This window comes from Bradyrhizobium sp. 138, from assembly GCF_023074075.1.
In the GTDB taxonomy this organism is placed as follows: domain Bacteria; phylum Pseudomonadota; class Alphaproteobacteria; order Rhizobiales; family Xanthobacteraceae; genus Bradyrhizobium.
Genome location: NZ_JADPKT010000012.1, coordinates 1 through 20,876, shown reverse-complemented (window position 1 = coordinate 20,876; position 20,876 = coordinate 1). Strand labels below are relative to the sequence as shown.

Annotated in this window: 18 protein-coding genes; 5 read left to right on the top strand and 13 right to left on the bottom strand. The window is 66.0% G+C overall.

Going from position 1 to position 20,876, the window contains the following annotated elements; all coding sequences use genetic code 11:
- Window positions 1-11: 11 nt before the first annotated feature.
- The 5 genes from IVA79_RS07885 to IVA79_RS07865 all read right to left on the bottom strand — a co-directional run bounded on the left by IVA79_RS07885 (window position 12) and on the right by IVA79_RS07865 (window position 5,131).
- The gene (locus tag IVA79_RS07885) at window positions 12-1,538 is read right to left on the bottom strand and encodes a hypothetical protein (protein ID WP_247551580.1); all 1,527 of its coding nucleotides are present in this window, start codon (window positions 1,536-1,538) and stop codon (window positions 12-14) included.
- Between the two features lie 93 nt (window positions 1,539-1,631).
- Window positions 1,632-2,618 carry a hypothetical protein gene (locus IVA79_RS07880; protein WP_247551773.1) on the bottom strand — a complete coding sequence of 329 codons (987 nt, stop codon included), beginning with the start codon at window positions 2,616-2,618 and terminating at the stop codon, window positions 1,632-1,634.
- A gap of 372 nt (window positions 2,619-2,990) precedes the next feature.
- A complete protein-coding gene (locus IVA79_RS07875; protein ID WP_247551578.1) occupies window positions 2,991-3,488 on the bottom strand; it encodes a TPM domain-containing protein in 498 nt (165 codons plus the stop codon).
- A 5-nt stretch (window positions 3,489-3,493) separates the two neighbouring features.
- Entirely contained in the window at window positions 3,494-4,387 is an 894-nt protein-coding gene (locus IVA79_RS07870; RefSeq protein ID WP_247551576.1) for a YgcG family protein, read from the bottom strand.
- A gap of 135 nt (window positions 4,388-4,522) precedes the next feature.
- The gene (locus tag IVA79_RS07865) at window positions 4,523-5,131 is read right to left on the bottom strand and encodes a LemA family protein (RefSeq protein ID WP_247551574.1); all 609 of its coding nucleotides are present in this window, start codon (window positions 5,129-5,131) and stop codon (window positions 4,523-4,525) included.
- A 175-nt stretch (window positions 5,132-5,306) separates the two neighbouring features.
- Between IVA79_RS07865 and IVA79_RS07860 the strand changes: the two genes are divergently transcribed.
- From IVA79_RS07860 to IVA79_RS07850, 3 genes are read left to right on the top strand one after another with little or no spacing between them, the layout of a single operon-like run.
- The gene (locus IVA79_RS07860; protein WP_247551572.1) at window positions 5,307-6,161 is read left to right on the top strand and encodes an enoyl-CoA hydratase; all 855 of its coding nucleotides are present in this window, start codon (window positions 5,307-5,309) and stop codon (window positions 6,159-6,161) included.
- A gap of 5 nt (window positions 6,162-6,166) precedes the next feature.
- Window positions 6,167-7,315, top strand: a complete 1,149-nt coding sequence (locus tag IVA79_RS07855) for an acyl-CoA dehydrogenase (RefSeq protein WP_247551570.1) — start codon at window positions 6,167-6,169, stop codon at window positions 7,313-7,315.
- Window positions 7,316-7,330: 15 nt separating this feature from the next.
- A complete protein-coding gene (locus tag IVA79_RS07850; protein WP_247551568.1) occupies window positions 7,331-8,527 on the top strand; it encodes an acyl-CoA dehydrogenase family protein in 1,197 nt (398 codons plus the stop codon).
- 126 nt (window positions 8,528-8,653) lie between these two features.
- Here the strand turns inward: IVA79_RS07850 and IVA79_RS07845 are convergent, their stop codons facing one another.
- The 4 genes from IVA79_RS07845 to IVA79_RS07830 form a co-directional block, all read right to left on the bottom strand.
- Entirely contained in the window at window positions 8,654-10,975 is a 2,322-nt protein-coding gene (locus IVA79_RS07845; RefSeq protein ID WP_247551566.1) for a xanthine dehydrogenase family protein molybdopterin-binding subunit, read from the bottom strand.
- Between the two features lie 126 nt (window positions 10,976-11,101).
- Window positions 11,102-12,211 carry a trypsin-like peptidase domain-containing protein gene (locus tag IVA79_RS07840; RefSeq protein WP_247551564.1) on the bottom strand — a complete coding sequence of 370 codons (1,110 nt, stop codon included), beginning with the start codon at window positions 12,209-12,211 and terminating at the stop codon, window positions 11,102-11,104.
- A 175-nt stretch (window positions 12,212-12,386) separates the two neighbouring features.
- Window positions 12,387-13,262: a dihydrodipicolinate synthase family protein gene (locus IVA79_RS07835; protein ID WP_247551562.1), complete on the bottom strand. Its 876-nt coding sequence runs from the start codon at window positions 13,260-13,262 to the stop codon at window positions 12,387-12,389.
- Window positions 13,263-13,326: 64 nt separating this feature from the next.
- Window positions 13,327-14,292, bottom strand: a complete 966-nt coding sequence (locus tag IVA79_RS07830; RefSeq protein ID WP_247551560.1) for a VOC family protein — start codon at window positions 14,290-14,292, stop codon at window positions 13,327-13,329.
- A gap of 185 nt (window positions 14,293-14,477) precedes the next feature.
- Here IVA79_RS07830 and IVA79_RS07825 point away from each other — a divergent pair, with 185 nt between their 5' ends.
- Both IVA79_RS07825 and IVA79_RS07820 read left to right on the top strand, forming a co-directional pair.
- Window positions 14,478-15,344, top strand: coding sequence for a S1C family serine protease (locus tag IVA79_RS07825; protein ID WP_247551558.1), 867 nt, complete (start codon window positions 14,478-14,480; stop codon window positions 15,342-15,344).
- A complete protein-coding gene (locus tag IVA79_RS07820; protein ID WP_247551553.1) occupies window positions 15,341-15,712 on the top strand; it encodes a helix-turn-helix transcriptional regulator in 372 nt (123 codons plus the stop codon). Before IVA79_RS07825 ends, IVA79_RS07820 begins: the two co-directional genes overlap by 4 nt.
- Here IVA79_RS07820 and IVA79_RS07815 read toward each other — a convergent pair.
- The 4 genes from IVA79_RS07815 to IVA79_RS07800 all read right to left on the bottom strand — a co-directional run bounded on the left by IVA79_RS07815 (window position 15,707) and on the right by IVA79_RS07800 (window position 20,578).
- A complete protein-coding gene (locus tag IVA79_RS07815) occupies window positions 15,707-16,777 on the bottom strand; it encodes a HAMP domain-containing sensor histidine kinase (RefSeq protein ID WP_247551551.1) in 1,071 nt (356 codons plus the stop codon). The two genes, IVA79_RS07820 and IVA79_RS07815, sit on opposite strands and share 6 nt — an antisense overlap.
- Complete coding sequence (locus tag IVA79_RS07810; protein WP_247551549.1) at window positions 16,764-17,456, bottom strand: response regulator transcription factor; 693 nt, start codon at window positions 17,454-17,456, stop codon at window positions 16,764-16,766. The genes IVA79_RS07815 and IVA79_RS07810 overlap by 14 nt, the downstream gene beginning before the upstream one ends.
- 99 nt (window positions 17,457-17,555) lie before the next feature.
- Window positions 17,556-17,975: a hypothetical protein gene (locus tag IVA79_RS07805; protein WP_247551547.1), complete on the bottom strand. Its 420-nt coding sequence runs from the start codon at window positions 17,973-17,975 to the stop codon at window positions 17,556-17,558.
- A gap of 269 nt (window positions 17,976-18,244) precedes the next feature.
- Complete coding sequence (locus IVA79_RS07800; protein ID WP_247551545.1) at window positions 18,245-20,578, bottom strand: Tex family protein; 2,334 nt, start codon at window positions 20,576-20,578, stop codon at window positions 18,245-18,247.
- Between the last annotated feature and the right edge of the window lie 298 nt (window positions 20,579-20,876).

The window sequence follows — 20,876 nt, the reverse complement described above, 5'->3', positions numbered from 1 at the left end:
CGGATCACGCGCTAACGCGTCTTGATGAAGCACATGCCGATGCGGCGCGAGGCCGCGGCGGCCTGACAGGTGAGACCGTTGGCACAGCTCCATGACGTAAAACTCTTGTCCGGCGTTCCCGATCCGGCATCCTGGAGGGAACAATGCGCGCCCCAGCCGTCCTGATATTCGCTCCCGGCGAGCTCCCGGCTGCCGCGGGTTTGCGGCCGGCTAGCAAATCCGCGTGAGAAATCAGGGCGTTTGCCCGCGGCAAACGCGGTCAGGATGTCGCGGCGGCGCAACTGGTCGCCGAAGAAATGCGGCGAGGCCGGCACGATAGACGCGTTGGGCGGCCTGTCCACGAGCCAGTCGACGCCGGGGAAATGGAAGCCGCCGACGCCGCGGGTCTGGTGGCAACCTGAGCAGGTGACGTCGTTGAGACGGCGCTGGAACCCTGCGATCGAACGGATATTCTGCATCTCCCCGCGCGCGGCCGCCTGCTTCAACGCGCCGACCACATCGTTGTCGGTGAAGACCGGATCATCGCGACCCTCGCCTTTTCCTTCGCCTTGCACCATGCCGAACTCCGGCTGCAGCGCCGAGGCATCGAGGCCGGCAGGCGTGGGCACCACCGCAGCCTTGGCCAGAAACTTTTCCGGGATCAGCACCGTGCCGCGATCGAACTCGCGAAAATTCTCGGGTGCGAGCAGCCAGGCCTTGAAGTCGCGCCGAAGCGCATCGTCAGCGAGGATGCGGTCGCGGTCGATCTGGTTCTCCAGCACCGCTTCCACGAACTGTTTCGTGGCGGCGTCGTACTTGAACACCTTGAGCAGATAGTCGGAGCGGAAATCGTGCAGCGGCGATTTCGGCGCGATGGAGATCTGGATGTTGGTCTCGATGCGATCGAGCATGGCGTCGTCTCGACCGCGGATCAGCTCTTGCCAATTGCCGTTGTCGAGCCAGCGCCGCGCGACCTCGGCGCAGCTGATCGGCTTGCCGTCCGCAGCCGTCTGGCGCGCGTCTCTCGCCTTCATCACCAGATTGAACGTCATCGGCAGGCGCGTCGCGGTCTTGCCGCCGTCGAAACGCGCGAGCCGGTAGATCAAGCGAATCTCGCCGCAGGACTCGTCCGCGACATAGGCGCGATCCATCCGGTTGACGATGCCGGCAAGCACGAAACGCGTGTTGGCAGATGTCAGCACAGTCCGGTCGAACAGCTGCACGTCAAAGCCTTCGCCGACGCCGATGGTCTCGGTCGGATACTCCGCCTTCCGCTGGGCGATATAGCGCTCGAACTCCGCGTCGATCGCCGGGAGAATTTCCTTGAGCTGCGACAGCTCCGAAAACAGCAGGTCGGTCGTCAGCGGATGGCCCGCCTCCCGTTCCGGCGCCAACAGGTGCGGGATCGTGAGAGCGTCGCCCTCATCGAGCTTGCGCAGCAGTTCGGGATCGGTGATGGCCGTGCCGCGCATCAACTGCGCCATCTCCCCCGCCGACAGCGAGGCGGCGCCGCCAAACAACACGGCGGCAGCAACGAGAATTCGCAGCGCGCGGCTCATGCCCTAGGTAACACCGCGCTGGGACGCCTATTCAAGCAAAAAGGCGCCTCACATGGTGGTGAAGCGCCTCTTCCAAAGTCGGATATCGAACGCTCAGCGTGCGACAATCAGCCCCTTGCTGGTGACGACCACCCAGCGGCCGTCCTGGCGGCGGATCGCATCGACACGGCCGACGCCAGGGATGGGATCGCCGGGATAGACCTCGTAGAGGCCGTCGCGGCCCTCGATCAGCGCACCGCCATTGGCGGTGCTGCGCAGCCGCCAGCCTTCGATCGTCGGCAAACGGCCGACCTCGGTCTTGGGCGCGGCGGGCACCGGGGCCGGCGCGGCGGCGGTCGCAACCTGGGTCGGCGCGACCGAGCCGGTGGTCTCCTTGGCGGGCGCCGCTGCAGCCTGCGCTGGCGCGGCGGGCGGCGTGGCGCGAAGCTTGTCGACGGTCTCGGACAATTTTGCGATCCTCGCCAGCGGCTCGGCCTGCGCCTTCTCGAGCTTGTCGAGGCGATCATTGGCGCGATTGAACTGGCTGACGCCGGTTTTCGAGCTGTGCTCGACATTGGCCTTCAGCGCGACGAGGTCGGCATCGATCCGCGCAACCGAAGCATCCAGCGCGCTGGTGTCGGCGACCTGGACCGGCGCCTGGGCCGGGCCTGCAAAATGCATCATGCCGGCGGTCGCAAGCGCGCCGCTGATCGCGCCGACGCAAGCAGCAATCGCCACCACAGCGGCCATCGCTGACAAGCGGCGCTTGCCGCCGGCCTCGCGCGGCTCGTCCGCCTTCACATGCGGAGCGAAATCCTCGCGGTCCCAGCTGCGCTCAGAGGGCGCCATGACGATGAGCTTGCCGGGCTTCGGCTCGGGCTTGGTCTCGGCTTTCGCTTCGAGCTTCGGCACATCGATCCGCGAGGCCTCGATCTTCGGCGGCTCGACCTTGACCGGATCCGGCTTGACTGGATCAGGTTTGGGCGGCGCCTCATGGTCGGGCGCGATCGAGGGGGCGTCGATCCCGGCAGCAGCCTCGACAGCCGGCGCGGTCGCTGCGGCTTCGACGGCACCATGGTCCTGGGCAGCCTGCTCGGGCATTGGTTCGCTCACGGCTCAAATACTCCAGTCTGGGTTGACCTTTTGGTAACTTTCATTGCTTGCGAAATCCTTACCTGCGGACCCGCTTACCGAAATTTTAGGAAATTATCCGGGGCCGAATTGAGCCGGGAAGATGGAACCGGTATGGCGGGCGTGAAACAATTTGTAATCGGGCGAAGATGAACGGCGGCGGAATAGGCGGGCTGTCGCGCTCTCACAACGTCATTGCGAGCGCAGCGACTTGTCCGCCGAAGCTTTAGCGAAGGCGGAAGCAATCCAGAATCCCTCCGCGGAGGAAGTCTGGATTGCTTCGTCGCAAGAGCTCCTCGCAATGACGGGGCGGACAGCGCCCGCCCCTCAAATCACAGTCCCTCATATCACGACCGGCGCATCCGGCAGCTCGTTCGCGTGCGGGCCTTGCGGTGGGAAATGCCGCGCCAGCTCGCGCGACACTGCCTCGACGCCGGCGATGACGCCCCGCTCGAACTGGCCGGACGCGAACTCGGCCTCCATCGCGCGGCAGATGCTCTCCCAGCCTTCGGCACTGACCTTCGCGTCGATACCACGGTCGGCGATGATCTCGACGTCGCGGTCGGCAAGCAGGAGATAGATCAGGACGCCGTTGTTATGGGCGGTGTCCCAGATGCGCAAATGCGAAAACACGTCGAGAGCGCGCGCGCGGGCCGGCTGGTTACGAAACAGCGGCCCGCCGTCGAGTGCGCCCTCGACCACGAAGCGGATCTGGCCGGAATGGCTGGCTTCGCCTCGCTTGATCGCTTGCTCGATGCGGCCCAGCACGGCCGGCGGAAAGATCTGCTTTGCCCGCCAATGATGCTGCACGAGATGCCTGGCAATGCGCTTGATGCTCATGACCGCTACCAGCTCCCCGAGGCGCCGCCGCCGCCGAAACTGCCGCCGCCGCCGCTGAAGCTGCCGCTGTCGCTGGAGGACGACCCGCTGCTCCAGCCGCCGGAGGAGCCGCTCGACCATGAGCCGCCGCGCGAGCGGCCCGTGCCCGGCGTGATCGCCGAAAACAGATCGGCGACAAATCCGATGATGAAGCCGAGCACGCCGACGGCCGCGGCAAGCGCAGCAGAGCCGAGAATGAACCAGGTGATCGTCGCGATAATGCCCCCGGTCACCAACGATCCGAGCAGCCGCCCCAGCATGGCCCGGAAGAAGCCGCCGACGCCGATCGAGGCAAACAGCGACACGGCAAGCACCGGCGCGAGGTCCTCCAGATTGTGAGAGAAGTTGACGCTGCGCGAGGGTGACGGCAGCGGCTCGCCGTCGATCACGCGGATCATGCGGTCGACACCCGCAGCGATGCCCGCGGCAAAATCGCCGCTCCTGAATTTCGGAGTGATGTCCTCGTCGATGATACGCCGCGAGGTGACGTCGGTGAGCGCGCCTTCGAGGCCGTAGCCGACCTCGATGCGCAAATGCCGGTCGTTCTTGGCGACGACGAGGATCGCGCCGTCGTCGACCTTCTTGCGCCCGATTTTCCAGGCCTCCGCGACGCGGATCGAGAACTGCTCGATCGTCTCCGGCTGCGTGGTCGGCACGATCAGGACGGCGATCTGGCTGCCCTTGCGGTTCTCGAAGTCACGCAGTTTTTGCGTGAGCGAGACGATGTCGCTGCTGGAGAGCGTGCCGGTCTGATCGACCACGCGGCCGGTGAGTTGGGGCACGGCGACGTCGGCCGAGGCTGGAAGCGCGACGGCGAGGAGGAGCGCAAAGATGGCCGCAAGCCACACACTCAGTGTCATCGCCCGGCTTGACCGGGCGATCCAGTATTCCAGAGACGGCAGCGAGATACGGAGAAGCCACGGCGTACTGGATTCCCCGCTTTCGCGGGGAATGACAGCGAAGTGTGTGGTGTGCATCGGAGCCAGAACGCGCGCTTACTTCGACGGCGCGGGGGCCGGGTTGAAATCCACCTTCGGCGCCGTCGAGATCGCTTTCTCGTTCTCGACCGAGAAGTTCGGCTTCTCCTTGTAGCCGAACATCATCGCCGTGAGGTTGCTCGGGAAGGAGCGGATGGTGACGTTATAGTCCTGCACCGCCTTGATGTAGCGGTTGCGCGCCACCGTGATGCGGTTCTCGGTGCCCTCGAGCTGCGACATCAAATCCTTGAACAGCGCGTCCGACTTGAGCTGCGGATAGTTCTCGGTGACGACGAGAAGCCGCGACAGCGCGCTCGAAAGCTCGCCCTGGGCGGCCTGGAATTTCTGGAAGGCGGCCGGGTCGTTCAGCACCTCGGGCGTTGCCTGGATGCTGCCGACCTTGGCGCGCGCATTGGTGACGCCGAGCAGCACGTCCTTCTCCTGCTGCGCAAATCCCTTCACCGAGTTGACGAGGTTGGGCACGAGATCGGCGCGGCGCTGATACTGGTTCACGACCTCGGACCAGTTGGCCTTGATCTGCTCGTCCTCGCTCTGGATCGCGTTGTAGCCGCAATTGGTGAGGCTCAGCGAGGCCAGGGCCACCAGCACGGTCAGGATCTTGCGCATTAAATTTCTCCCGGTGGAATCTGGCGCAAACTACCAGATGGGACAAGCAAGACGCCAGACGTCTTGCATCGCTCTCGGGGCGCGAAAAGCAGCCGGCTGACGCAAGCCTCTTGCCTCCCACGGGCCGACATAGTCAACTCAGGCAAAACAACAATGGAAACGCCAGGGGAACGTCATGACCTCGTTCGAGACCATCCTCGTGGAGCGGCCCGAGCCTGACATCACCCGGGTCGTGATGAATCGGCCTGAGGCGCGCAACGCGCAGAACCTGCAGATGACCTACGATCTCAACGCCGCCTTCGATGCGGCGGTGCAGGACGATTCGGTCAAGGTCATCATTCTCGCCGGCAACGGGCCGCATTTCTCGTCCGGCCATGATCTGCGTCCCGGCGGCAAGAACGCCGCCGGCGTCGATTTTCAACCGATTGGAAATTGGGGCGGTTTTGCTGAGCCAAATGCTCATGGCCGCTTCGCGCGCGAGCAGGAGATTTATCTCCAGATCACGCGGCGCTGGCGCAATCTCGCCAAGCCCACGATCGCCGAGGTGCACGGCAAGTGCATCGCCGGCGGGCTGATGCTGGCCTGGGCCTGCGATCTCATCATCGCCAGCGACGACGCGCAGTTCTGCGATCCCGTCGTCACCATGGGCGTCTGCGGGGTCGAATGGTTCGTGCACCCCTGGGAGCTTGGCCCGCGCAAGGCCAAGGAATTCCTGTTCACGGCCGACAGCTGGAGCGCGCAGGAGGCGCACCAGCTCGGCATGGTCAATCAAATCGTGCCGCGCGCAGAACTGTCATCGCGTGTGCTGGAGCTGGCGCGCAGGATCGCGACAAAGCCATCCTTCGCGCTGAAGCTGACCAAGGAAGCCGTGAACCACTCGGTCGACGTGATGGGGCAGCCCGCCGCGATCGACCAGGCCTTTGCGCTGCATCAGCTCTGCCACGCCCACAATCTTCAGGAGTTCGGCATGATCGTCGATCCCTCCGGCCTGCATCCCTCCGTGCGCAAGCCGCCGCCGGCGGCGGAGTAGAGAACATGGATCTCAATCTCAGTGACGAGCAAAGGCTGCTGCGCGAGAGCGCGGAGCGCTTCGTGGCCGGAAGCTACGATGCCGATCACCGCCGTAGGATGGCGAACGATCCGCTCGGCTTCAGCCCTGCGGTGTGGAAGCAGTTCGCCGAGCTCGGCTGGCTGGCGCTGCCGCTGCCCGAAGAGTTCGGCGGGCTCGGCGGCGGCGCGGTCGAGATCGGCATCCTGATGGAAGCTTTTGGCCGCGGGCTGGTGTCGGAGCCCTATGTCGCGACCGTGGTGCTGGGAGCCGCGCTGATCGACAGATGCGGCACCAATGAGCAGAAGCAGGCGAGCCTGCCCAAGGTCGCGGACGGATCACTGAAACTCGCGTTTGCGCATTCCGAGCGCGCTGCTCGATTCGATCTTGCCAAGATCACGACCAGCGCGAACAAGACGGCGCAGGGCTGGCGCCTCGCCGGCAGCAAGATCGCCGTGCTCGACGGACATGCCGCCGACGAGATCATCGTCTCCGCGCATATCCACGATCATCGGGGGCCGTCGGGGCGGATCGGCCTGTTCCTTGTGCAGGCGACGACACCAGGTCTCGGCATCAGCGATTATCCGCGTCTTGGCGGCGGACGTGCCTGCAATATCGAGCTGTGCGACACGCATCTGCCGGAAGACGCCCTGCTCGGCGACGGCAGCGATGTCCTGCCCACGATCGAATGGGCCGTCGACCGCGCCATGGCCGCGCTGGGCGCCGAAGCCGTCGGCATCATGCAGACGCTGCTGGAGACGACGCTGGAATATACCAAGATCCGCAAGCAGTTCGGCCGACCGCTCTCCGCCAACCAGGTGATCCGCCACCGCCTCGCCGACATGGCGATGCAGGTCGATGAATCCCGCTCGATGGCGCTACGGGCCGCGCTGAAGGCCGATACCCCGCCGGTCGAGCGGGCGCGGGCCGCCTCGGGCGCGAAGGCGAAGATCGGCAAATGCGCGCGCTTCGTCGGCGAGCAGTCGATCCAGCTCCATGGCGGCATGGGTGTCACCGAGGAGCTCGAGGTCGGCGCCTATTTCAAGCGCCTCGTCGCCTTCGACACGCTGTTCGGCGGCAGCGCGCATCACTATGCCCGCCACGCCGGGCTTGGCCGCACCACCGCATCTGCCTGACACTGGGAGAGCCTCATGGACCTCACGTTCAATGCCGAGGAGCGCGCTTTCCAGAGCGAGGTGCGCAGCTTCATCGCGAAGAATCTCACCGAGGAGATGAAGCGCGCGACCGCGCTGACGCCGTCGGTGTTCTCCGACCCTGACATCGGCATGGCCTGGCAGCGCGCGCTGCACCGGCAGGGCTGGGGCGCACCGGGCTGGCCGGTCGAATATGGGGGACCGGACTGGGCGCCGGCGCAGCGCTGGATCTTCGAGACGGAGTCCGCACGCGCGGGCGTGCCCAATGTCAACGTGATGGGTGTGAAGATGGTCGGGCCGGTCATCATCGGCTTCGGCAGCCCCGAGCAGAAGAATTTCTACCTGCCGCGAATTCTCTCCGGCGAGGATTATTGGTGCCAGGGCTATTCCGAGCCGGGCTCCGGCTCCGATCTGTCCTCGCTGAAGACGCGCGCGGTGCGCGACGGCGACGACTACATCATCAACGGCACCAAGATCTGGACCACGCATGCCCACCATGCCAACCGCATGTTCGCGCTGGTGCGCACCAGCGACGGGCCGCGGCAGCAGGACGGCATCAGCTTCATCCTGATCGACATGAAGACGCCGGGCATCACCACGCGTCCCATTCTCACCATCGGCGGTGACCACGAGGTCAACCAGGTGTTCTTCGACGATGTGCACGTGCCCGTCGCCAACCGCGTCGGCGACGAAGACAAGGGCTGGACCTACGGCAAATACCTGCTCGAATTCGAGCGCGGCTCCGGCATCGCCTCGGCCAAGCTGCGCGAGGGACTGAAGGTGATCGCGGACCTCGCCGAGTCCGACCTGACGGGACGCGCGATCGACAGTCCCGATATCGCGACGCGCATCTCGGAGGTCGAGGTCGACATCGACGCGCTGGAGATGACCGAGCTGCGCGTGCTCTCGGCGCTGCAGACCGGGCAAAATCCGGGCGCTGTATCGTCGATCCTGAAGCTGCGCAACAGCGAAATCCGCCAGGCCGTTACGCGCCTAGGCGTCGACGTGATCGGCCACGACGCCCTCGCGGTCGAGCCGATGCGCCCGCTCTACAAGCTCAACCACGAGCCGGCGACGCCTGAGGAGATGCTGACGGTGGTGCCGGAATATCTCAACGGCCGCGCCTACACGATCTTCGGCGGCACGTCGGAAATCCAGCGCGACATCATTGCGAAGATGATGCTGGGGATTTGATCCTTGTAGCCCGGATGGAGCGCAGCGCAATCCGGGACGGTGTTTCCGCGAGGCAACGGCCCCGGATTTCGCTACGCTCCATCCGGGCTACGGTCGTCCCGGCGTGAGCCGGGACGACGAGAGACGTCAGGCCGCCTTCGCGTCCCTGATCGCCTGCCAGATCTTCTGCGGCGTCAGCGGCGTATTCAGCTGGGTGATGCCGAGCTCGGCGAGCGCGTCCATCACGCCGTTGGTGACGCAAGGCGGGCCGCCGATGGCGCCGGATTCGCCGCAGCCCTTGGCGCCGAGCGGATTGGTGCGGCAGGGTGCGGAATCATCCAGCGTCACCACGATCGGCGGAACGTCGTCGGCGCGCGGGATGCAGTAATCCTGGTAGCTCGCGGTGAGCAGCTGGCCGTCGGCGTCGTAGGACACGCCTTCATACAGCGCCTGGCCGATGCCCTGCGCGACGCCGCCATGGATCTGGCCGGTGACCAGCATCGGGTTCACGGCGACGCCGACGTCGTCGACCGTGGTGTAGCGCACGACCTTGGAGACACCGGTTTCAGGATCGATCTCGACCTCGCAGATATGCGTGCCGTTCGGCCAGCTCGGACCGTCGACCTCGCCTTCGGAATCGACGCTGAGCCTGGCGCCGCTTTCCTTCTCGGCGATGTCGAACAGGCTGATGCGGCGATCGGTGCCGACCACGGTGAGCATGCCGCCCTGATATTCGATGTCCTCGACCGAAGTCTCCAGCACGTTCGCCGCCTTCTCGCGCGCCTTCTGGATCAGATCGTTGGACGAGACCGCGACGGCGGTGCCGCCGACGAACAGCGAGCGCGAGCCGACGCTGCCAAAACCCATGGCCAGATCAGTGTCGCCCTGGACCACGTCGATCTTGTCCATGGCGATACCGAGTGTGTCGGAGATCATCTGGGTGTAGGTGGTCTGCAAGCCCTGCCCCATCGCCATGGTGCCGGAATGCAGCACGACGCGCCCTTGCGAGGTCGCGTGCAGGCTGACCTTTTCGGTATGCGCGCGGCCGCCGGTCCATTCGATGTAGGAGGTGAGACCGCGGCCGTAGAGCAGGCCCTTCTTCTTCGCCGCCTTCTTGCGCGCGGCAAAGCCGTCCCAGTCGGCCAGCTTCACGGCGCGATCGAGCATGTGCGCGAACACACCGGAATCATAAACCTGCCCCGCCGCGTTGGTGTAGGGCAGCTGCGCCGGCTTGATGTAGTTGGCTTTGCGGATCGCGCGCGGATCCATACCGATCTTTCGCGCGGCAGCGTCGAACAGACGCTCGACGATGAAGACGGCTTCGGGACGGCCCGCGCCGCGATAGGCGCCGACCGGTGCGGTGTGGGTCATCACTGACTGCACCTCGAAGTGCACCAGCGGCAGATCGTAGACGCCGGTCTGCACGAACGGCCCGAGCACCAGCGGGATGATGTTGGCCGCGCCCGAGGAATAGGCGCCGGTGCAACCGATCGACTTGACGCGATAGGCCAGCACCTTGCCCTTCTCGTCCAGCGCGAAGGAGGCGGTCGAGGTGAGATCACGGCCGTGGGTGCCGCCGACGAACTCGTCGGTGCGGTCGCCGCGCCAGCGGATTTTTTTGTTCAGCTTGGTTGCCGCGTAGGCGACGATACCGTCTTCCGGATAGAGGTTGGTCTTCTGGCCAAAGCCGCCGCCGATGTCGCCGACCAGCACGCGGACGCTGTCCTTGGGACGCTTCAGCACGGCTTCCGCCAGCACGTCGCGGGTCGAGGCCGGGGTCTGCGATTGCACATGCAGCAGCAGACGGCCGGTCTTCTTGTCGATCTCGGCGATGGTCGAGCGCGGCTCCATCGCGGACGGCACGAGGCGCTGGCTGACGAGATCGAGCTCGACGGTGTGCGCCGCCCTGGCAAAAGCCTCATCCACCTTGGCGGCGTCGCCATAGCTCATGGCGCCAACGATGTTGTCGGGCGCCTCGGGCCACACCACGGGCGCGCCGGGCTTGATGGCCTCGATCGGATCGACCACCGCGGGCTGCACGTCGTATTCAATCACGATCGCCTCGGCCGCGGTCTGCGCCTCCACGCGCGATGACGCCACCACGGCAGCCACGGCCTCGCCGGCATAGCGCACGACCTCATGGGCCAGCAGCCGGCGCGGCGGCACCGTCATCGGCTTGCCGTCGGGGCGCTTGAAGATGTTCAGCGTCGGGATGCTGCCGATGTCGTCCTTGACGAGGTCGGCGCCGGTGTAGATCGCGGTGACGCCCGGCATTCCAGCCGCGGCGCTGGTGTCGATCGAGACGATTTTGGCGTGGGCGTGCGGCGAACGCAGCACGTGCAACCACAGCGCGCCGTCCTGCGGCTTGTCGTCGATGAACTGTCCCTTCCCGGTGAGCAGCCGCTGATCTTCCAAACGCTTGACGGGCTGCCCCGCTCCGAAACGCAAATTGCCGGGAAGAATGTTCATTCCGCTCTATCCTCGAAATCCGGAAAACGACCGCGGGGGTTTTAGCCGATTTTACGGGCCAAACAACCGAGCCGCGGCACATCTGCAATGCGCATCAAGGCCCTTGCTGGCGCAGATCACGGGATGTCAGGAGCGCTCGATGTCGGCGATGCCTACATTCACGTCGCGGCTGTCAGAGCCGCCCCGCTTGACGGTGAGGCGAACGGTCTTCCCCGCCCCGACCTGTTCGAGTGCATCGGTGAGGTCGGAGAGGCGCCGCACCGGCTTGCCTTCGATCGCGGTGATGATGTCTCCGACCGCTCCCGTCGATAGATTGACACCGCGAATCCCCGCCCGCTCGGCAGGGCTGCCGGGAGCCGTCCGCACCACGATCACGCCCTCGACGCCAAGCCGGGTCGCGACATCCTCGCTGGCGGCCACGATGCCGATGCCGGGCGTCGGCACCCGGCCGTTGCGGATCAGCTCGGGCACAATCCGGTTCACGACATCGACCGGCACCGCAAAGCCGATGCCGGCGTTCGAACCGGACGGCGATATGATCGCCGTCGTGACGCCGATCAGCCGGCCGGCGGAATCCAATAGCGGTCCGCCCGAATTGCCCGGGTTGATTGCAGCATCCGTCTGGATAACGTTGGCAATCTCCCGGCCACCATGGGTCGGAAGCCTGCGCTTGAGCGCGCTGATGATGCCGCTCGTCATCGATTGATCCAGCCCGAAGGGATTGCCGATCGCAAACGCAGATTGCCCGACCTTCAAATCGCCCGAACTGCCGAGGGCCACCGGCGGCGGAAGCTCGTGCACGCTGCGGATCCGCAGCACCGCAAGATCGTAATTGGGGGCGGTGCCGACAAGGTCGACCTCAGCGACCTCTCCCGACGCAAAGCGCACAGCGATCTCGCCGCCATTGGCCACGACGTGATTGTTGGTCACGAGGTGCCCCTCGTGATCCCAGACGAACCCTGTGCCGGAGGCGCCGCCGCCGCCCTGGCTTTCCTCACCCATGAGCGGATTGGCCGCCGATCTCGCCGCCACCTGGACGACCGAGGGCGACACACGTTCGAAGATGTCGATGGTGGCCTTTTCGCCATCGGACAGCGGGCCGCGCTGCTCGACCGCGCGTGCGGCGGGGGCCGCCCACGGGACATGCAGGAGCGGGACATGCAGGATCTTCGCGGCAGTGACGGCGAGCAGCACGGCGGCAAAGGCTGCCGCACCGATTGCGTAGCGACGATTCATGGGTGATCACCGCGATGCGTGCTGAAAATAGTGTTCGGAATGCACATGCATGTGATTGCGGACCTCGCTCACGCAGCAACGTCGCAGGCGGCTGGAAGTTTCCTGATCGAGGCAGATAGGGCCCGGTTTGGCTTTCCGCAGGGACTTCAGGGACATATTGCCGCGTGACACTCGGCTACGCGACGTCCCGCAGCGCGGCTTCCACCACCTTGCGCGCCTCCCCTGTCAGCGGGGCCTGCGGCGGGACGGGATCGCCGACCTCATAACCCTGGATCGAAAGCCCCGCCTTGATGCAGGCGGCGAGGTTAAACCGGGCGAAGGCCTCATTGATGCGCCACAGCCGGCGCTGGAGCAGCATGGCCTCGTCCCAGCGGCCGGCCTTGCAGAGGTCGTAGAGCTTCACGCTCTGGCGCGGGATGATGCAGGCAGGGCCCGCCATCCAGCCGAGGCCGCCGATCAGCATCACTGCGGCGGGGATATGGGCGGAGGCCGAGAACACGCGCAAGGAATCACCGCAGCGGTTCATGATCGAGAGCAGCCGGCCGGTGTTGGTCGAGGCGTCCTTGATGTAGCCGATGCGCGGATGCTCGGCGAGGCGCGCGATGGTGTCGAGGGTGAGATCGAAGCGCTGGAATTGCGGATTGGTGTAGATGACGACGGGAATGTCGACGGCATCCGCAATGGCGCGGAAGTAGGATTCGACCTGGGCGTCGGTGAGCGGGAAATAGGCCTCCAGGATCGCCAGGACGCCGTCGGCGCCGCGCTTCTGATACGCTTTCGCTTGCGCCACGGCATCCGCCGTCGAGGTCGAGGCGACACCCGCGACGACAGGCACGCGGCCCTTCGCGGCCTCGATGGTGGTCTGCACCACCGCCATCCGTTGCGCGGCATTGAGATAGGCGAATTCGCCAGTCGAGCCCAGCGGCGTCAGCCCATGCACGCCGGCGCCGATCAGATCGTCGCAGAGCTTGCCGAGAACTTCGGTGCGCACGCTGCCATCGGCATCGACGGGCGAGACGAGATAGGGAAAGACGCCGTGGAATTCGGACATGTCGGTGAGGACCCTGGAGCGCTGGCTTGCGCCTGACCGGTCTTAGCAACGCTCGCGCCGGCGATCAAACCCTGAGCAGCCGCACGCGTGTGCCCCAGGGATCGGCAGCCTCCAGGCCGCCCGCAAGCGTTGTGACCTGGACGCCGCCCTTGCGCAGGCGCTGCTCCTGCGCGGCGAGAATGTCCTGCTTTTCCGTCACCAGGGAGAACCAGGCAAGGCCGGTCATCTGATCGTCGCGCGGGCCTGCGCCCTGGCTCTGCCAGACGTTCATGCCGAGATGATGATGATAGCGGCCCGACGACAGAAACGCGGCGCCGCTGCGGCTGCGGGTCGGATCGAGACCAATGTTACCATGATAGAAGTTTGCGGCCTGCGCGAGATCGCCGACCCGCAAATGCATGTGGCCGATGCGCATTCCGTCCGGCGCCTTGGCATAGTCGGGCACGCGCGTGTTGGTCAGCGACAGCAAATCGGGGATGTTGAGCTCGTCGCTCGCCATCTTCACACTGCCCTCGCTCCACTGCCATTGCGAGGGTTCGCGATCGGCATAGACCTCGATGCCGTTGCCTTCGGGGTCATCGAGATAGACGGACTCGCTGACGAGATGATCGGCAAAACCCGACAGCTTCACGCGGTGCGAGGCGGCGTGAACCAGCCAGCGCGCAAGGTCCTTGCGGGTCGGCATCAGGAAGGCGGTGTGGTAGAGGCCGGCGGCGTTGCGCGGCTCGATTGCCGCATCGGGGCGGGCCTCCAGCACCAGCAGCGTGATGCCTGATGTGCCGAGCTTCGCGACGGCGGCCGAGCGCTCCATCACGGTGAGACCGATCACGTCGCGGTAGTAATCCGCCACCTTGTCGAGGTTCTTCACCCGCAGCGTCACCATGCCGACCCGCATCGGCGTGCGGCTGGCATAGGTCGGGCCGCCGCCCTGCGGGTTGCCCTCGGCACGCGCTGCGGCGGCAGCCGCCACGGCAAGCGAGGTGGCGCCGGCGAGTTGCAGCAGGGTGCGGCGGGTGAGATCGATAGTCATGAGTGCTCGTGGTGCTTGGGGCTATGGGACGCAATTTCGGAATTGCTACACGTTCCCGTGAGGCGCTCCCAATCACATATTCGTCGGCCATGGTCACCGGAGGCCCTATCCCTGTCCTGGCCACCCGGCCAGTTTCGCAATTGCCCGCGGCATCCCAGATTGAGGACAACTTACAGGAGCTTACCATGACAGACCTTACCGCCCTGTCCTCACTATCATCCGCGTTCGCGGACGTGGTGGCGCGCACCGTGCCGTCAATTGTCTCCGTGCATTCGCATCGCTCCCGCTCGACCGGCTTTGTCTGGAAGAGCGGCCTGATCGTCACCGCCGACGAGGCGCTGGCCGATGAGGGCGAGGTCGAGATCGGCCTGCCCGACGGCAGCCGGGCTGCCGCCACGATCGTGGGCCGCGACCACACCACCGACATCGCCCTGTTGCGCGCCGACATCGCGACAGCCCCCGTCAAGCTCGCCACAACCGTCCCGTCGCTCGGCGCATTGGCGATCGTGGTGGCCACCAACCGCGAGACGCCGAGCGCCGCGCTGGGGATGGTATCCGCGTCCGGCAACGGCTGGCGCTCCTTGCGCGGCGGCGAAATCGATGCGCGGATCGAGCTCGACCTCCGCCTCCGTCCCAGCCAAGAGGGCGGGCTCGCGCTCGATGCGTCGGGGGAGGCCTTCGGCATGGCCGTGCTCGGCCCGCGGCGCGTGCTGGTGATCCCGGCGGCGACCATCGAGCGCGTCGCGGCCCAGCTCGAGACCCGCGGCCGCATCGCGCGCGGCTATCTCGGTCTCGGGCTGCAGCCGGTCCGGCTCGACGACGGCATCGGCGCGATGGTGATGAACGTCGACAAGGTCGGCCCTTCGGCCGCGGCCGGCATCCGCCAGGGCGATGTGATCGTCGCGGTCAACGACCAGAGACTGTCCGGCGTGCGCGCGCTGTCGCGCTCCCTGGGCCCGTCGAGCGTCGGCACCGTGGTCGATGTCGCCGCGCGCCGCGGCGGCGAGCCGGTCAGCTTCAAGGTCACGGTCGGCGAGAGGCCGGAGGCGTGAGCACGGACAACACGCCGGAGATCGTGCTCGCTCTGGAGATCGACGATCCCGCCCTCGCCGATCGCCTGGCGGCCCTGCTCGGCAATGTCGCCGGGCTTCGCCTTGCCGGGCCCGGCGAGCAGGCCGCCGCGACGATCGTCGCGCGCGATCCACGTGTCATGCCCGAGGACATCGCGCTGACGCAGCGCGAGCTCGACGTGCTGGCATTGATGGCCGAGGGCGCCTCCAACAAGATGATCGCGCGCCGGCTCGGCATCTCCGTGCACACCGTCAAATTCCATGTCGGCTCGCTGCTCGACAAGCTCGATGCCACCGGTCGCACCGATGCGGTGGCCCATGCGGCGCGTCGCGGCGTGATCGAGCTATGATGCCGCGGGGAAGCTGAGCTCGACCGTCAGCCCCGGCGCATTGTCACGCAGCGCGATCTCCGCGCCGTGAAGGCGCGCAACCGCGGCGACGAGGCTGAGGCCAAGCCCATTGCCCGGCGTGTAGCGGCTCTGTTCGAGCCGATAGAAGCGCTTGAAGACGTGATCGCGCTCTTCAGTGGGAATGCCCGGACCATCGTCGGAGATGGCGATCACAGCGCCACCGTCCGCGCTGCGGCAAGTCACGGTCACCTGCCCGCCCGGCCGGCCGTGCTTGATCGCGTTGTCGACGAGATTGGCGATGGCATCGAACAGCAGGTCGCGATCGCCCGTGATCGGCACCTTTCGGTCTCCGGCGAGGCTGAGCCTTGTCGCAACCTGCTCGGCGGCGGCGTCGTAGAGCTCGACGACCTCGCCGGCGATCTCGGCCAGATCAAGCGCGCGGAACGCCCCGGTGCGGGCGCGGGTCTCGATCTCGGAGATCCGGGTGATGGAGGCGAACATGTGAAGCACGGCGTCGAGATCGGCGATGGTGTCGCCGATCAGCGCGGCATCGGCTTCGCTGTTGCGCGGCGTGTGATAGGCCTTTTCCAGCCGGCCGCGCATCCGCGTCAGCGGCGTGCGCAGATCGTGGGCGACGTTGTCGCTGACCTGCTTGACCTCGCCCATCAGCGTCTCGATGCGGTCGAGCATCTGGTTGAGGTTTTCGGCGACGCGGTCCCACTCGTCATTGCTGCCGCGCAAGGGGATGCGCTGATCGAGGCCGGACAGCATGATGGCGCGGCTGGTGGCATTGATCTGTTCGATCCGCCCCACCGTGCGCCGCGTCACCAGCACGGCCGCAAGGCCCGCGAGCACCAGCAGCAGCGCGGCGACGGCGGCCATCGCGAGCTCGATCATCCCGGTGAAGCCGTCATGGTCGACGGCGTGGCCGAGCCGGCTCTCCACATAGGCGAGGGTGCCGAAATAGACGTAGGCCATGATTGCCGCGACGATCAGCCCGAACGCGGCGATCGCGATCAGCGCCAGGCGGAAGGTCGAGGAGCGGAGCGTCTTAGCCAGGAGCACGGAGGCAATATCCGATGCCGCGGATGGTGTGGATCAGCGGATAGGCCTGAGCATCGTCGACCTTGCGGCGAACGCGCCCGACATAGACGTCGATGATGTTGGTGGAGGGATCGAAATGCAGGTCCCAGACGTGCTGAAGCAGCATCGCGCGGGAGACGACGCGGCCCTCGTTGCGGACGAGATATTCGAGCAGCTGGAATTCGCGCGGCAGCAGCGGAATCTTGCGCCCGCGGCGGCTGGCGTTGCGCGCGATCAGGTCGATGGCGAGATCGCCGACCCGCAGCAGCGTCTCCTTGGCGATGGTCTCGCTGCGGCGACCGAGCGCCTCGAGCCGCGCCAGCAATTCGGTGAACGAGAACGGCTTGACGAGATAGTCGTCGCCGCCGGCGCGCAAGCCGCGCACACGGTCATCGACCTCGCCGAGCGCGGAAATGATCAGGAACGGCGCGGCAACGCCGTCGTCGCGCAATTGTCGCATCACGCTGATGCCGTCGACGTCGGGCAGCATCCGGTCGATCGTGATCACGGCATAATCGCGCGCGGCGCCGTGGCGCAAGGCTTCGCGGCCGTTGGCCGCGAGATCGACCTCGTATCCCGAGATCGTCAATTCCTCGACGAGCTGGCCTGCGGTTTCCGGATCGTCCTCGACGACCAGGATGCGACGGTGACCTCCGGTCATGACAAACTCCGCGCGACGATCGCCACCAGACTATCCCGTTCCGGGGCTGGACGGAACCGCCCGGTGGCGACCGCGACAATGGTGCGGTACGCTCAACGACTACCAATAGTCTCCGCACACATTGACCCACCGCCATCCATAAGGCGTCCAGCTCCTGCGCCAGCAGCCGTCATAATAGCCGGCGTAGACGAAGGGCGCGCCGAAGACGGCGAAACGGCGGAAGTGATGGTGATGATGGAAAGCATGGCGACCGTGCCAGCCGGCGCCGGCGAAACGCGGCCCGATCGCCGCTTGCGCGAAGCGTGCCCCGCCGAACGCCGGACCGCCGACGTGGCCGAAGCGCGCGCCACCCATGCCGCCGGCACGCATGCCGCCAAAGCCGCCTGCGTGCATGCCGCCACCGAAATGCCCGCCGCCGCCGAAGCCGCCATGTCCACCACGCGCGAGCACCGGTGACGCGGTTGCCATCACCGCTGCGATCGTCGCCGCCGTGAGGCCTTTGAGAAGCCTGCTGTTCATCGAACGTCCTCCTTGCAGTACGGCGGTCTTAACGCCGCACGAGGACGATCAGATGAGGAGAACGGGCGTGCGCCTTCAACTTACAAACACGCCAGATTCTGACGCGGATGTTAGGGAGCTAGCTCTCTCCCCGTCATTGCGAGCGCAGCGAAGCAATCCAGAGTCTTTCCGCGGAGGGATTCTGGATTGCTTCGCTGCGCTCGCAATGACGACGTGGATAGAACGCGATCCGACCTCCGCCCGCAGAAGTGCGGGGAGAAGTTAAGCGGTCACGCCCGCTTGCCGTTGTTCTTTTCCGCTGCGCGGCGTAGCGCTTCGGCGAGGGCGCCGCCGCCCGAAGACTCCTGCTTGCGCGGGGCTGACGACGTCATTCGGGACGTGTTGCGCGTGTTGTCGCGCTGCATACCGGGGGCGTCCTTCTTGGCGCCGACCTCGTCGTCGAGGCGCAGCGTCAGCGAGATGCGCTTGCGCGCGACCTCGAAGTCCAGCACCTTGACCTTGACGATGTCGCCGGGCTTCACCACTTCGCGCGGATCCTTGATGTAGGTCTTGGACATCGCCGAGATGTGCACGAGCCCATCCTGGTGCACGCCGATGTCGACGAAGGCGCCGAACGCGGCGACGTTGGTCACGGTGCCCTCGAGGATCATGCCCTTCTTGAGATGTTTGATCTCCTCGACGCCCTCCTTGAACACGGCGGCCTTGAACGCCGGACGCGGGTCGCGGCCCGGCTTTTCCAATTCACGCAGGATGTCCGTGACGGTCGGCAGGCCGAAGGTCTCGTCGACGAAGTCCTTCGGCTTCAAGGTGCGCACGATGTCGCTGCTGCCGATCAGCGCCTTGATGTCGCTCTTGGTGGCCGCGAGAATCCGGCGCACCACCGGATAGGCTTCCGGATGCACGCCCGAGGCATCGAGCGGGTCCTCGCCGCCGAGGATGCGCAGGAAGCCCGCGCACTGCTCGAATGCCTTCGGCCCGAGCCGCGGCACGTCCTTGAGCGCCTTGCGCGACTTGAACGGGCCGTTGGCGTCGCGATGCGCCACGATGCTCTGCGCCAGGCCTGAGCCGACGCCCGACACGCGCGCGAGCAGCGGCGCCGAGGCGGTGTTGACGTCGACGCCGACGGCATTCACGCAATCCTCGACGACGGCGTCGAGCGACTTGGCGAGCTTGGCCTGGCCGAGGTCGTGCTGGTACTGGCCGACGCCGATTGCCTTGGGCTCGATCTTGACGAGCTCGGCGAGCGGATCCTGGAGACGACGGGCGATCGAGACCGCGCCGCGCAGGGTGACGTCGAGACCGGGCAGTTCCTCCGAGGCGAAAGCCGAGGCCGAATAGACCGACGCACCGGCCTCCGACACCACGATCTTGGACATCTTCAGCTCAGCGAGACCCTTGACGAGATCGCCTGCGAGCTTGTCGGTCTCGCGCGAGGCGGTGCCGTTGCCGATCGCGATCAGCTCGACCTTGTGCTTCATCGCGAGCCGGCCGAGCGTTGCCAGCGACTCGTTCCATTGCCGCTGCGGCTCGTGCGGATAGATCACCGCGGTATCGACGACCTTGCCGGTCGCATCGGTGACGGCGACCTTGACGCCGGTGCGGTAGCCGGGATCGAGCCCCATGGTGACGCGGGTGCCGGCCGGCGCGGCCAGCAAGAGGTCGCGCAAATTGGAGGCGAACACGCGCACGGCCTCGGTCTCTGCCGCATTCCACAGCCGCATGCGCAGATCGATGTTGAGATGCACCTGGATCTTGGTGCGCCACGCCCAGCGCACGGTGTCGATCAGCCAGCGGTCGCCGGCGCGCTTGAGGTCGGCGATGCCGAACCGCTTCATGATCTTCAATTCATAGGCGCTTGGCACGCCCGGCGGCGGCGCCTCGGCCTCGGCCTGGATTTGCAGGTCGAGGATCTCCTCCTTCTCGCCGCGGAACATCGCGAGGATGCGGTGCGACGGCAATTTGGTCAGCGGCTCGGAGAACTCGAAATAGTCGGCGAATTTCTCGCCCTCGGTCTTCTTGCCGTCGCGCACCTTGGAGGCCATGCGCGCATTGGTCCACATCTCCTCGCGAAGCGCGCCGATCAGATCGGCGTCCTCGTCAAAGCGCTCGACCAGGATGGCGCGGGCGCCGTCCAGTGCGGCAGCGGCATCGGCAACGCCCTTTTCGGCATTGATGAAGCCTTCGGCCACGACCTTCGGATCGTTGCCGGGCTCCGCCATCAGCTGATTGGCGAGCGGCTCGAGGCCGGCTTCCTTGGCGATCTCCGCCTTGGTGCGGCGCTTCGGCTTGAACGGCAGATAGATGTCTTCGAGGCGGGCCTTGCTGTCGGCGGCAAGGATCGAGGCTTCGAGCGCGGCATCGAGCTTGCCCTGCTCCCGAACTGATTCGAGGATGGCCTTGCGGCGGTCTTCGAGTTCGCGCAGATAGACCAGGCGCTCCTCCAGGGTGCGCAATTGCGCGTCGTCGAGCGCACCGGTCGCTTCCTTGCGGTAGCGGGCGATGAAGGGAACCGTGGCGCCGCCGTCGAGCAGCGTCACTGCCGCCTCGACCTGCTCGGCCCGAACCCCTAGCTCCTGCGCAATTTTCTGGTTGATATTTGCCACGCGAGAATCCCTCTATCCAAGCACGCAATACGGCGGCGAACCACCGACCACGGGACGCCGCTTATGGACCAACCGGGGTTGATTCATCAAGGTACTGCGGCGGACCGTCGACAGGGGATTTTTTGTCGAACCGATGCGATCTCGCCACATTCGTGGGGATGCCGGCAGGTTTTGTGTCGGGGTCGGCCAAGGTATCAGCTCCGTCATCCTTGTATGGGGAATGAGTTGTCAAGAGGGCGTCGTTTGTTGGAGGCGGTCTTGGGCGCCGAGGCGAGGAGCGGTCAAGGTTGGCCGTAGG